This window comes from Aequorivita sp. IT1183 (genome assembly GCF_058068265.1).
This window is the reverse complement of sequence record NZ_JBYRHS010000001.1, coordinates 217,562-230,933: the sequence shown is the minus strand read 5'-3', so window position 1 is coordinate 230,933 and position 13,372 is coordinate 217,562. Positions and strand designations below refer to the sequence as shown.

12 protein-coding genes are annotated in these 13,372 nt (G+C 37.9%); 5 read left to right on the top strand and 7 right to left on the bottom strand.

Annotated elements, in window-relative coordinates; genetic code table 11:
- Positions 1-191 precede the first annotated feature (191 nt).
- The 6 genes from AC3RVF_RS00935 to trhO all read right to left on the bottom strand — a co-directional run bounded on the left by AC3RVF_RS00935 (position 192) and on the right by trhO (position 6,935).
- On the bottom strand, positions 192-848 hold the full coding sequence (locus AC3RVF_RS00935) for a CoA transferase subunit B (protein ID WP_489690519.1): 657 nt from the start codon (positions 846-848) through the stop codon (positions 192-194).
- Positions 848-1,549 carry a CoA transferase subunit A gene (locus AC3RVF_RS00930; RefSeq protein ID WP_489690520.1) on the bottom strand — a complete coding sequence of 234 codons (702 nt, stop codon included), beginning with the start codon at positions 1,547-1,549 and terminating at the stop codon, positions 848-850. Before AC3RVF_RS00930 ends, AC3RVF_RS00935 begins: the two co-directional genes overlap by 1 nt.
- Before the next feature lie 99 nt (positions 1,550-1,648).
- Positions 1,649-3,961: a penicillin-binding protein 1A gene (locus tag AC3RVF_RS00925; protein WP_489690521.1), complete on the bottom strand. Its 2,313-nt coding sequence runs from the start codon at positions 3,959-3,961 to the stop codon at positions 1,649-1,651.
- 9 nt (positions 3,962-3,970) lie between these two features.
- Entirely contained in the window at positions 3,971-4,453 is a 483-nt protein-coding gene (locus tag AC3RVF_RS00920) for a gliding motility lipoprotein GldH (protein ID WP_489690522.1), read from the bottom strand.
- Positions 4,446-5,705, bottom strand: coding sequence for a PSP1 domain-containing protein (locus AC3RVF_RS00915; protein WP_489690523.1), 1,260 nt, complete (start codon positions 5,703-5,705; stop codon positions 4,446-4,448). Before AC3RVF_RS00915 ends, AC3RVF_RS00920 begins: the two co-directional genes overlap by 8 nt.
- 198 nt (positions 5,706-5,903) lie before the next feature.
- Positions 5,904-6,935, bottom strand: coding sequence for an oxygen-dependent tRNA uridine(34) hydroxylase TrhO (gene trhO, locus AC3RVF_RS00910; protein WP_489692546.1), 1,032 nt, complete (start codon positions 6,933-6,935; stop codon positions 5,904-5,906).
- 206 nt (positions 6,936-7,141) lie between these two features.
- On the opposite strand from trhO, the gene AC3RVF_RS00905 reads away from it, so the two are divergent.
- From AC3RVF_RS00905 to AC3RVF_RS00885, 5 genes are all read left to right on the top strand, one after another.
- The gene (locus tag AC3RVF_RS00905; protein ID WP_489692545.1) at positions 7,142-7,840 is read left to right on the top strand and encodes a T9SS type A sorting domain-containing protein; all 699 of its coding nucleotides are present in this window, start codon (positions 7,142-7,144) and stop codon (positions 7,838-7,840) included.
- Positions 7,841-7,843: 3 nt separating this feature from the next.
- Positions 7,844-8,710: a T9SS type A sorting domain-containing protein gene (locus AC3RVF_RS00900; RefSeq protein ID WP_489692544.1), complete on the top strand. Its 867-nt coding sequence runs from the start codon at positions 7,844-7,846 to the stop codon at positions 8,708-8,710.
- A gap of 376 nt (positions 8,711-9,086) precedes the next feature.
- Positions 9,087-10,094, top strand: a complete 1,008-nt coding sequence (recA, locus tag AC3RVF_RS00895) for a recombinase RecA (protein WP_489692543.1) — start codon at positions 9,087-9,089, stop codon at positions 10,092-10,094.
- 126 nt (positions 10,095-10,220) lie between these two features.
- Positions 10,221-10,760 (top strand): RNA polymerase sigma factor, encoded by a 540-nt coding sequence (locus AC3RVF_RS00890; RefSeq protein WP_489692542.1) that lies wholly within the window; start codon positions 10,221-10,223, stop codon positions 10,758-10,760.
- Between the two features lie 90 nt (positions 10,761-10,850).
- Complete coding sequence (locus AC3RVF_RS00885; RefSeq protein ID WP_489692541.1) at positions 10,851-12,413, top strand: outer membrane beta-barrel protein; 1,563 nt, start codon at positions 10,851-10,853, stop codon at positions 12,411-12,413.
- 212 nt (positions 12,414-12,625) lie between these two features.
- On the opposite strand, the gene AC3RVF_RS00880 is transcribed toward AC3RVF_RS00885, so the two are convergent.
- The gene (locus AC3RVF_RS00880; RefSeq protein WP_489692540.1) at positions 12,626-13,366 is read right to left on the bottom strand and encodes a lysophospholipid acyltransferase family protein; all 741 of its coding nucleotides are present in this window, start codon (positions 13,364-13,366) and stop codon (positions 12,626-12,628) included.
- Positions 13,367-13,372: the final 6 nt, after the last annotated feature.

Here is a 13,372-nt window from a genome sequence, read left to right as displayed (position 1 = left end):
TCTCCATGTGAGGTTAAGTTGGTAAGATTTGGGATGACGAATATAGAAACAATGTTTGGTTAAAACGACTAAAAGCATATAAACTCGATGAAGTGCACTATATTTTAACATTTGACAGCTTTTTCGTGTTTTTTTGACGTAAAAAAACCATGAAAATCATGGTTTTAGGAAAGCAAAGAATCGTTTAATTCTTAAAATTTCATCTCTGAAATATCTCCTTTTATAATTAAATCTCCCTCAGTTGCATTTTGAATTTCCTCAACAGAAACTCCTGGAGCACGTTCAAGTAAATGAAATTGTCCGTCAATTATTTCGAGTACTGCAAGATTGGTCACTATTTTTTTCACACATTTTACACCAGTGAGTGGCAAACTGCATTCCTTTAATAGTTTAGATTCACCTTCGCGATTAGTATGCATCATTGCCACAATAATGTTTTCTGCAGATGCAACTAAATCCATAGCGCCGCCCATTCCTTTCACCATTTTCCCTGGAATTTTCCAGTTTGCGATGTCTCCAGTTTGCGAAACTTCCATTGCACCTAGGATTGTTAAATCAACATGTTGCCCGCGTATCATTCCAAAACTCATCGCAGAATCGAAAAACGAAGCGCCGGGTAGGGCAGTAATGGTTTGTTTTCCCGCATTAATTAAATCTGGATCTTCTTCTCCTTCAAAAGGGAAAGGTCCCATGCCTAATATTCCGTTTTCGCTTTGAAACTCTACATTAATGTCGTCTCGTACAAAGTTGGCTACGAGTGTCGGGATACCGATTCCTAAGTTTACATAGTAGCCGTCTTTAACCTCTTTTGCAATTCGTTGTGCTATTTGTTCTTTTGAAAGTGCCATTAGTTTCTTTTTCTAACCGTTAGTTGCTCAATTCTTTTTTCGTACTTCTCTCCTTGAAAAATACGTTGGACAAATATTCCTGGAATATGAATATGATTTGGATCTAATTCGCCAGCAGGAACCAATTCCTCCACTTCGGCGACAGTAATTTTTCCAGCACCGCACATTGCAGGGTTGAAATTTCTGGCGGTTCCTTTAAAGATAAGATTTCCGGCTTCGTCGCCTTTCCAAGCTTTAACAAAGGAGAAATCTGCTTCAAATGCTTTTTCCATTACATACATTTTTCCGTGGAATTCGCGAGTTTCTTTTCCTTCGGCAACTTCGGTTCCGTAACCTGCGGGAGTATAAAACGCAGGAATTCCGCTTCGCGCAGCTTCGCATCGTTGCGCCAAAGTGCCTTGCGGCAACAGCTCAACTTCCATTTCGCCACTGAGCATTTGTCGCTCAAATTCAGCGTTTTCACCCACATAGGAAGAAATCATTTTCTTTATTTGATGTTTTTTCAGTAAGAGGCCGAGTCCAAAATCATCCACGCCAGCATTGTTTGAAATACAGGTAACATTTTGGATATTCTTTCGAACCAATTCAGAAATAATATTTTCGGGAATGCCGCATAGACCGAAGCCACCGAGCATAAAAGTCATTCCGTCCTGAATGCCTTCACAGGCTTCGCGAACGTTTGAAACTGTCTTTTTTATCATTTTTAAAATTTTCTGAAAATTACGAAATTCCATTCTATAAAAAAACCTCACAGGTTTTCAAATACATGCGAGGTTTCAGTTTATTAAAGAGATATTTTTCTAGAAATCGAATTCATCTGGAATTTCTTCTACGTCTGGGTCTCCTTCGCGCCATTTGGAACAATTGGTTTCAATAGAGAGATTCGCAGGACGTTTAAAATCGCCCGTTGAAACGCCCAAATCTTCATCTGCATAGCAGCTTTTCATATAGCTTCCCCAAATAGGCAATGCCATAGTTGCGCCTTGGCCATAACGTGTGGAGCTAAAGTGTGTTGCTCGGTCGTCTCCACCAACCCAAACGCCTGTAACGAGGTTTGGAACCATTCCCATAAACCAACCATCACTATTGTTTTGGGTTGTACCAGTTTTACCGGCTATAGGGTTTTTGAAATCATACGGATATCCTGTTATTACACTTTTATAATAGGCGTTGTCTTTTGCCCAAGTGCCTCGTAAACGGGCGCCGGTTCCAGATTGCGTTACACCTTCCATTAAACTAACAGTTACATATGCCGTTTCATTACTAATAACGTCTTTCGTTTTTGGTACGTTTTGATATAATACTGTTCCGTTTTTATCTTCAATTCTTTGAATTAATATAGGTTCTATATAGACCCCTTCATTTGCAAAAGTGCTATATGCACCCACCATTTCATATACTGAAACGTCTGGAGTTCCCAGTGCTATTGAAGGTACAGCGGGCATGTTTGATGTATCTACACCCATCTTTTTCACCAAATCTATCACGGTTTCTGGACCAACACGGTCTATTAATCTTGCTGAAATTGTATTTATGGAATTTGCTAGTGCGTATTTAAGTGTCACCATTCCACCATATCCGCCACCTGCGTTTTTAGGGGTCCACGATTGTAATAAATGGTGTTTACCTGCTGGAATAGTATAAATGGTATTTGGCAAAGTATCGCATGGAGACATATGCATTTGGTCCATTGCAGTAGCATAAACAAAAGGTTTAAAGGTGGAACCTATTTGGCGTTTTCCTTTTTTCACCATATCGTATTTATAATGTTTGTAATCAATGCCACCAACCCAGGCTTTTACTTCGCCAGTTTGTGGAGTCATGGACATCATTGCTGCTTGCAAAAATGATTTGTGATAACGGATGGAATCCAGCGGCGTCATAATAGTATCAATATCGCCTTTCCAGGAAAAAACGCGCATCGCGACTTTCTTTTTAAAGCTTTTTATGATTTCTTTTTCATCTTTTCCTTGCTTTTTCATTTCGCGCCAACGATCGCTTTTTCGCATTGCGGAATTTAAAATGCTTTCGGTTTCTTCTTCAGTAATATCGCGAAATGGTGCCGTTTTGTTCTTTATGTTTTGCTCGTCAAAAGTTTCTTGCAGTCGCGCCATATGGGTTTTTACTGCCTGTTCTGCATATTCCTGCATTTTGCTGTCTATCGTTACATAAACCTTTAAACCATCTTCATAAATATTGTATTTGGTGCCGTCTGCTTTTGGATGCTCCTTTATCCAGTCTTCCATAAATTGACGCGCATATTCGCGGAAATAAGTTGCACTTCCTTCATCGTGACCTTGTGGTGTAAACTTTAGGTTTAGCGGAAGGGCTTGCAGCGAATCCATTACCTTTTCAGAAATATAACTGTATTTCTCCATTTGAGCCAAAACAACATTTCTTCTTTCGAGAACCATTTCTGGACGTCGGTTAGGATTAAAAAGAGAGGAATTTTTGAACATTCCAACTAACATTGCAGCTTCTGCAGTTGATAATTGCGAAGGTGGCTTATCAAAATAAATATGTGATGCACTTTCAATTCCTACGGCTTGATTTAGGAAATCGTACTCGTTAAAGTACATTGTAATTATTTCCTCTTTGGTATAACGACGCTCTAAACGGGTAGCAATAATCCATTCTTTTATTTTTTGAAGAACTCTTTCTAGTTTATTAGATGCTCTTTGGTCTGTAAAAAATAATTTTGCCAATTGTTGGGTGATAGTACTTGCACCACCACGAGTACCCAAAAATGCAAAGGCGCGAACAGTTCCTCTTCCGTCAATACCGGAATGGTCGTAAAAACGAACATCTTCAGTAGCTATTAAAGCCTTTATTAAATGATCGGGCAAAGAATCGAACGGAACTGGTGTTCTGTTTTCTTTATAAAACTTACCGATTGTTTTTCCGTCTGAAGAAATAATCTCCGTAGCGAGATTTTTTTCTGGATTTTCGAGGCTGGTTTCATCAGGAATGCTTCCAAAAAGCCCCCAAGATGCAAATAAGAAGAACAATATAATCACGAGTATAAACCCTGCGAAAATTTTCCAAAAAGTTTTAATGTGACGACCTACATCGTTCTGTTTCTTTTTTTTAGGACTTGCCTTTTTTGTTGCCATATTTGTTTACTATTTGATAGCTTCTTCAATGCTGAAACCAACATCTGTAATGCCTTCGAGTTTTGTAACGCCTTCCACTTCGCCATTATTGCGCATTGCTTGGGCAATATCTACTGTATAATTGCCTTCTTCAGAAAACTGTACGTGTTCTTTGTACAATAATTTGTTTTCTTTCACATTGCCAATTCCTTGGCCCATCCACGAACCATCGGGATTTGCCATGCGGTATTCAAGGGTGTCGGTAACCGTTTTTCCGTGGGGAAAATTTATTGAAACAATCAAAAATATATTATTGAATTTATATTCGTTCGTGTTTCTAATATTTACAAAGAGATTATACTGCTTTAGTGAATCCATCTGTGGTAGCGTAAATGCCACCACTTCATTAGCGCCCCAATGATCGTCCATAGCGCGGATTTCACTAAAAACCGTGTCAGACTCGCAAGAAGCGAAAAGAACAACAGTCAATAAAATAGCCAGTAATTTATTCATCTTTTTTTGGCTTGGAATTTCTGTTTTTATTGCTCGGTCTATTTCCTGGTTTTTTTGTAGGTTTATTTCTTTGGTTGGTTTTAGGAGCATTGCCGGTAGTAGCTTCAGTCTTCTCTTTCTTGTTCCTGCTTTTATTTCGGCGTTTTTTAGTTGTTTGTTTAGGTTTGTCAAAACGGGTCAAACTATCTTGACCTACAACGTTGCTGTATGGTTCTTTTTCCTCTTTTGGCACTTCAATAATAAATTCCTCTAGTGCCAAAGGTTTATTACCTTTTTTGTTGAGTTCTATTATTTCATTGGCCTTTTCTGCAGTTAATTCGTGCCAATTCATAAACTCCTTTTCATAGGCATACCATAGCAAGCCTTTGAAAATATCTATCTTCTGGCAAGTCGCAGTTCCTTTTTCAGTCTGAAGTTTTATTTCTGTACTTGGGAAAGAATCCAACGCTTCCATATAAGTGTCTAACTCATAATTTAAGCAACACTTCAACTTACCACATTGTCCGGCAAGTTTTTGCGGATTTAGTGAAAGCTGCTGATAACGCGCTGCGGAAGTATTTACCGAACGAAAATCTGTTAACCAAGTAGAACAGCAAAGTTCGCGGCCACAACTTCCAATTCCACCCAAACGAGCAGCTTCCTGACGAAAACCAACTTGTTTCATTTCAATACGCGTGTTGAAAGTACGAGCGAATTCTTTTATCAATTCACGGAAATCTACGCGTTCTTCGGCGGTGTAATAAAAAATAACTTTTGAAGCATCGCCCTGAAATTCTACATCGCTAATTTTCATATGCAACCCGTGGCGGATAGCAATTTCGCGCGAACGTTTTTGTACATCGGCCTCTTTGTCGCGAACGCCTTGCCAGATATCAATATCTTTTTGCGAAGCTTTTCGGTAAACTTTTAAGAGTGTTTCAATTTTTATTGGCACCCTTTTCTTCTTCATTTGCACCCGAACCAATTCACCGGTAAGCGTTACAATGCCTATATCGTGGCCGGGTGAAGCTTCAGTAGCAATAACATCGCCAATGCTGAGAGTAAGATTTTCAGGATTTTGGAAAAATTCTTTTCTTCCGTTTTTAAAGCGTACTTCCACCGCATTAAACGGTTCCATATTGGCAGGAAGTTGCATATTTGAAAGCCAATCGAACACCGTCAGTTTATTACAGCCATCGGTTCCGCAAGTACCATTGTTCTTGCATCCCTTTGGCTGTCCGTTGGCACCCGTGGCACAGCTGGTACAGCCCATATTTTTTATATATAAAGCCCTTTTCCAATTGAAAAGGGACGAAAATTAAACAAATAATTAATCAGTAAAGATACCAATAAAATTTACGATTTTATATTGGCGATTTTAGATTTTTGAAGTCCCCTCCCTAACCCTCCCCAAAGGGGAGGGGATTCGCAAAATTTTTATTCCCCCTTTGGGGGTAAGGGGGACTTAGGACTATTTCTTGAACTTCAACTTTTCCGAACGTCCTTTCTTAAAAATTTTGTTGCTGTTCAGGATGCCTTGGCGTAGTCTTTTCTGCTCTTCTTCGGGTAATTGAATTATTGAAACACATTCTTCAGAACAACAGCTTTCCATTGCTATCGCACACTTTTCACATTGAATAAACAGCAAGTGGCAGGCTTCGTTTGCACAGTTTGTATGCTCGTCGCAGGCCTCGCCGCATTGGTGGCAGTGCGAAATAACGTCTTCGGTAATTCGTTCGCCACGACGGTGATCGAAAACGAAATTTTTCCCGATGAATTTATTTTCCAAACCTTGGTTTTCTACTTGGCGTGCATATTCAATAATACCGCCCTCAAGCTGAAATACATTTTTAAAACCTTTGTGTTTGTAGTAAGCGCTAGCTTTTTCGCAACGAATGCCTCCGGTACAATACATAACCAGTTTTTTATCTTCTTTGTGATCTTTTAAATCTTCTTCAATAATATCTAAAGAATCGCGAAACGTATCAACGTCTGGTGTTACAGCGTTTTTAAAATGGCCGATTTCGCTTTCGTAATGGTTTCGCATGTCTACCAAAACAACGTTTGGATCTTCAATAAGTTCGTTGAATTTTAGGGCATCAACGTGAATTCCTTTATTGGTAACATCAAAAGAATCGTCGTTCAAACCATCGGCCACAATTTTATCGCGGACTTTTACTTTCAGTTTTAAAAACGATTTTAAATCCTGTTCAATGGCGATGTTTAAACGAACGTCTTTCAAGAAATAAATTCCGTCCAGAAATTCCTTGAATTCCTTAAAACGTTTTGCCGGAACGGAAAGTTGGGCGTTGATGCCTTCGTGAGCCACATAAATACGGCCCAAAACATCCTGCTCGTGCCAGGTTACAAAAAGATGATTTCTGAAAAGATGTGGATTGCCAATCTTGGCATATTGATAAAAAGAAAGGGTTAGCCGTTCCTCGCCGGCCTGTTCCAAAAGTGTTTCCCTCTCTTTTGCACTTAATTTATTGTACAGTTGCATGCTATACTTTTTTTAGAGTGAAAAGAATTAATTTATAAAGTTGCAAAAGTACATTTTTTAATAAAATTGGAAAAGCTACTTTTTTGAAAGAAGAGGGTAGTAGCCTAGAAATTGTTAATTCGTAGGAAAAATAGCACAACGGTACAGGGAAAACCCCATTGATTAAAAAAGGATACTTGTTGTAAATTGTTCTAAATTTATTGAATATGAAACAAATATATTTTTTTATCTGTTTACATTCTTTTTCAATTTGCCTTGCACAAGACACCCAACTCTTTGAAAATACGTGGTATTTACGAACCGTTCAAAGGGATGATTTGGCGGTCTTGTACAATGTTGCTGAAATTGATCCTCCAATTGCCCCATATCTATTGATATCAGAAGATTTTAATTTTAATGGTGAAGGGGCCTGCAACACCTTTAACGGCACATATAGCTTTAATCTGCCAAATTACTTAACGGCGACTGGTTTTGTCGCAACCACCAATAATTGTGGTGAACAAATACACGATCTTTTTGAGGATTCTTATTTCGGTTTTATTTCAAATGAATTTTGGTACGATATCACCCAAGAAGGAGGAGATATTGTCCTTACACTGGGTACTCCACTAGGCGGAACGGCTGTTTTTAAGAATTATACACTATCAAATAAAGACTTTTATAAGAAGGAATTCATCGTATATCCCAATCCTGTAAATGACGCTCTTGTTTTAATTTCACAAGTAGAAATTGGTAATCTAAAAGTAAAAATCTTCAATATAGAAGGCAAACTATTATACTCCCAAAACCTGGATTTTGAAAAACAGGTTTCCTTAGATGTTTCCAGTCTTTCCAGCGGAATTTATTTTTTGAATATTGAAGATGGAAACGGTAATTTAATAGTTGAAAAATTTTTAAAACAATAGATTATGAAAACACTGCTATACGTCCTGCTTTTCAATATTAGCGTAATATCTTTTGCACAAACCACAAATATTCCAGACCCAATATTTGAACAAGCTCTGATTGATTTAGGCATTGACAGTGACGGCATTGTAAATGGACAAGTTTTGACGAGTGATGTAGCAATGGTCATATCCCTTAATCTTAATCACAAAGGGATAAATGACATTACCGGTATTGAAGACTTTGTTGCATTGGAAATTTTAGATGTCACGGGAAACTACTTATCGGTTTTGGATGTTAGTGATAATCTTCAGCTAAAAGAACTCTACTGTAGTAGTGATTCGGCAGGTTTTAATATGCTTATTAGCTCTTTAAACTTATCCAATAATAGCCTTTTAGAAATATTATTTGGTGAAAATTTAATCTTTTTGGAAACCCTCGATGCAAAAAACGGCAACAATGCCATACTCAATATAACCCTCCCTTGTGAGTTTGAAGGGGAGCCCTGCGAACTTACAGAGCTGGATTGTGTAAAAGTAGATGATGAGACGGCTGCAACAAATCACGCACCTCCTTACGATAGCTGGGTCATAGCTGCAGATTTTGTTTATTCAGAAGATTGCATATTGGGTATTTCTACCGAAGAAGAAAGTGTTTTTTTAATCCATCCCAACCCCGCCAAAAACGAACTGTTTTTAACTTCAAAAAGCAGCACAGGAAACCTAAAAGTAAAAATCTTCAATATAGAAGGCAAACTGTTAAGCACCCAAACCTTGGAGTTTGAAAAACAGGTTTCTGTCGATGTTTCCAATCTTTCCAGTGGAATTTATTTTTTGGATATTGAAGATGGAAGCGGTAATTCAACAATTAAAAAATTTATAAAGGAATAAAAGCGATAACAAAAGACAAGGAAGAGGCTGTCTGAAAAGTAAAATCGATCGTTTTGTCTGGTCGAGCGCAGTCGAGTCCTAATTATAAGTCAGAAACTTTAAGTTCTCGACTGCGCTCGAACTGACCATCAAAACTACTTTTTAGAAAGCTTCTTTTACTTTTCGCATCTTTGTCAAATTTAGTATAGAACCTCAAAACATCATATTTCAAAAAGTCGTGTTTCAAACCGTTCCCGATAAAGTGTCGGGACAAGCTATGGTTCAAGCCGTCATTTTTGTTAACAAAAATCCTTCCCCCTTTAGATTTAAATTTTGCCTCAAGCGCAAAGAAATAGTATCTTAGCTAACTAAAATTCCATTATAAAACACACTGAAAATGAGCACTGAAAAAGACGCAAAACTGAAAGCTTTAAAGCTTACTCTCGATAAATTAGACAAGACATACGGGAAGGGAACTGTAATGAAAATGGGCGATCGCGCTGTTGAAGATGTGGAAGTAATTCCGTCCGGTTCACTTGGCTTAGATGTAGCACTCGGCGTTGGCGGTTATCCGCGCGGAAGAGTTATTGAAATATACGGCCCAGAATCTTCGGGTAAAACTACACTTACGCTTCACGCAATGGCTGAAGCGCAGAAAAAAGGTGGAATTGCGGCATTTATTGACGCAGAACACGCTTTTGACCGTGGCTATGCTGAAAAACTTGGCGTAGATGTAGAAAACCTTATTATTTCGCAACCCGACAATGGGGAACAAGCGCTAGAAATTGCCGATAACTTAATACGCAGTGGGGCAATAGACATCGTTGTAATTGACTCTGTTGCTGCCTTAACGCCAAAAAGCGAAATTGAAGGCGAAATGGGTGATAGCAAAATGGGGCTTCACGCACGTTTAATGAGTCAAGCACTTAGAAAACTTACGGGTTCAATCAGCAAAACAAAATGTACGGTAATCTTTATTAACCAATTGCGTGAAAAAATTGGGGTGATGTTCGGAAATCCGGAAACTACAACGGGTGGTAACGCACTAAAATTCTACGCTTCGGTGCGATTGGATATTCGCCGTTCTACACAAATAAAAGATAGCGATAGTAACGCAATGGGTAACAAAACCCGTGTGAAGGTTGTGAAAAACAAAGTGGCCCCACCATTCAAACAAGTGGAATTCGATATTATGTACGGCGAAGGAATCTCCAAAGTTGGTGAAATAATTGATCTTGGCGTTGATTTTGAAATCATCAAAAAAGCAGGTTCATGGTTTAGCTACGACGATACAAAACTTGGTCAGGGTCGCGACGCTGTAAAAGCACTTCTTCTAGACAATCCAGAATTGATGGACGAACTGGAAAAGAAAATTAAGGACGCCATTGCAGCGTTAAATCAATAATTTTTCAGCCAACCACGCAACCCTTTTGATACTCTGGTATCTACAAAATGTAGGAACCTTGATTAGTACGGTTGCCCTCTAAATAAAGAGGTATTTACAACGGAACGATAACTCAAGGTACCGCATTTGACATTAGACGAGCTCATAATAGAATGCAAAAAGCAGAATGCAACGGCGCAGGGCGAATTGTACAAAAAGTACAACGGAGTTCTTTTCGCTATTTGTCTTCGCTATTCGCCTAATTACACAGAGGCAGAAGACAATTTGCAGGATGCTTTTATAACAATTTTTAAAAAGATTGAGCAGTATAATGGCAAAGGTTCTTTTGAAGGTTGGATGAAACGGGTTACCGTAAATACCGTTCTTCAGAAATACCGAAAACAACGCACTTTTCAAATAGTTGATGAGGGCCAAATTGAAGATGAAGCTGAGGTTGAAATTGAAAGCGAAGAAATTCCGCTGGATTTTTTACTGAAAATTGTGCAAGAGCTGCCAGAAAGATACAGATTAGTTTTTAGTATGTATGTTATGGATGGCTATCAGCACAAAGAAATAGCAGAATTGTTAGGAATCAGCGATGGTACGTCTAAGTCAAACCTGGCACGCGCCAGAACGATTTTGAAAAATAAAATTGAAGATTATAATGCTACAAATTATAACACTTAAAGCATTGTATGATTGTTTAGATTGAAAAAAGAAAACCCCCTGCTTTAGGGTAGGGGATTTTCAAAAAATTTTCCTTTTATAGGAATACGAATGAAAGAAAAGAAAAACATAGACAACATTTTTAACGAAGGTTTCAAGAATTTTGAAGCTACTCCTTCGCCGCGCATTTGGGAAAATATCCAAGCGTCGTTGAAAGAGGAGAAAAAAGATCGTAAGGTTATTCCACTGTGGATTAAACTTGGCGGTGTTGCTGCGTTAGTTGCTTTGTTATTGACGGTTGGTAATTCACTTCACAATTCTTCCAATACCATTGTTGGCACTGAAATTACTGATCAGAATATTGAAGGAGCTGAAAAGCAACTTCAAGAAAATAAATCTGAAATTGAAAATCAATCGAACGATATTAAAGTAGCTTCGGAAGATAAAATGCTTCAGAATGATGCTACACAGGTTTCAAATACCTCTGAAGATCAATCTTCAAATAATAAAGGTGAAACAAAAACCTCAAATAAAGCTTTCAAAAATTCTTCTGAAAACGTAAATAATTCTGTTGTTGCTTCCAATAGTACTGAAAAGAAGGCTTCACAATCGAATGCGAATTCGAATAAAAATTTGATTCAAGAAAAAACTTCAAAGAATACTTTAAAAGAAGGTGTAGCTACTTCGAAAAATATATCTGAAAAGATTATTTCGAATAATAACGAAGAAAAAACCAACGAGAATATTATAAATAAGGACGCAACTATTTTCGACTCCAAAAAGGAGAGCGTTGCTTTAAATGAAAATTCAAAAAAGGAAAATTCTGAAAAAAGCTTGGTTAAAACCGAGGAGCAAATAGCTAAAGAAAACAAAAATAAAAAATCAATTTTCGAAGCTATAGCAGAAAATGAGGATGAAACAGTTTCCGAAAAGAAAATTAAACAAAAGCCCGAACGCCGCTGGATTGTTGCGCCAAACGTAGCGCCAGTTTATTATAGTAGTCTTGGCAATGGTTCTTCCATAGACCCAACATTTGGAGACAATGCGCAGCAAGGCGATGTAAATATGAGCTATGGAGTTCAGGTAAGTTATGCTTTAAATAATAGGTTGAGTGTTCGTACAGGTGTTAATAACGTAGATTTAAGTTATAGCACTTCTGGTATTGACGTGGGCACAGGTCCTGTAGCGTTAGCGTTACAATCAGTAGATTATGGGGGTAGGGATATCGTAATTACCGCCGTAGACAAAGGGACTCTGGCAAACGCAAATCCGTCAAATGGATTTGGAGATGTTATGCTGAAATCTACGCAAGGGGACGCTAAACTTATTCAAAATATAAATTATTACGAAGTGCCGGTGGAACTTAAATACGCAGTAATTGACAGTAAATTTGGCGTAAACATAATTGGCGGTGTAAGCACTCTGTTTTTAGGCAATAACGAAATTTCAGTAAAAGCTGATGATTTTAATAGTGTGTTGGGAGAAGCTAATAATCTCTCCACAGTAAGTTTTTCAACTAACGTTGGGCTGGGTTTGGACTACAAATTGTCCAAAAAATTTACGTTTAATATTGAACCCATGTTTAAATACCAGCTCAACCCTTATACCGATTCGTCTGTAGATTTCAAACCCTATTACTTGGGTGTTTATAGCGGATTGAGTTTTAAATTTTAGGTTAGTTTTTAGTTGAACTTGTTTGATTATACTTCAGACAAAATGATTGAGAGAAGAAACCGTTCTGCGCCATAGGACGGTTTTTTTATTGCTGCGAAGGCAGGAATCTCAAGAGTCTGTTTCAGAACTAATGGTAAACTAATGGCTGGAAATTTAACTTCAAAAAACAGCGTAGTATTGCGCAGTCCATTAGGATGAGGCAATGAACTATTTCAAACCGTTGGTTCCAACAATTCATTCAAAATCACTTCTCTCGTTTCCTTTTTTAACTCCTTTCGGTTTTCTAAAGTTAAACCTTCAGTCGGGATTAGTTTATGAATCTTCACCCGCATTTTTCCAGGCCTGCCCCTAAAAAATGAATATGGAAAACGTTTTTTATTGTCGTGAAATGTCATAGGAGCAATCGGTATTTTATGCTCAATTGCAAGCCTAAAAGCACCATCTTTAAATTCGTCTAAAATCATCGAAAGATCTTCGGGCACACCACCTTCCGGAAAAATGCAAACACTCAATCCTTCGTTCAAACGTATTTCGGCTCTTCGGAAAGCTTCAACACGACTTTTTGTGTTGCCGCGATCTACCAAAATACAAGTGCGTTTATAAATATATCCGAAAAGTGGAATTTTCGCTAATTCCTTTTTGCCGACAAAAACGAAGGGATTTTTGGTTGCATAAAACATCAACATAATATCTGTCATCGAAGTGTGGTTAGCCACAAACATATAACTCTTGCCTTTTTCGTATCCAACTTCGTGTTTAATTATTGGGTAGCAACCAATTCCGTAGATTATAAATACAGACCAAGTTCGTGCAACCTTAAAGAAAAGGGGATACCATGAACGTTTTAAAATACTGATAATAAGAAAGGGGAAAAGCAATATGGTTGCCAAGGCTATTATTAAATAGAACCAGATGCGATAAAAGGTCGCGAAAATTTGTTGAAATAGTTTCATTGAGGG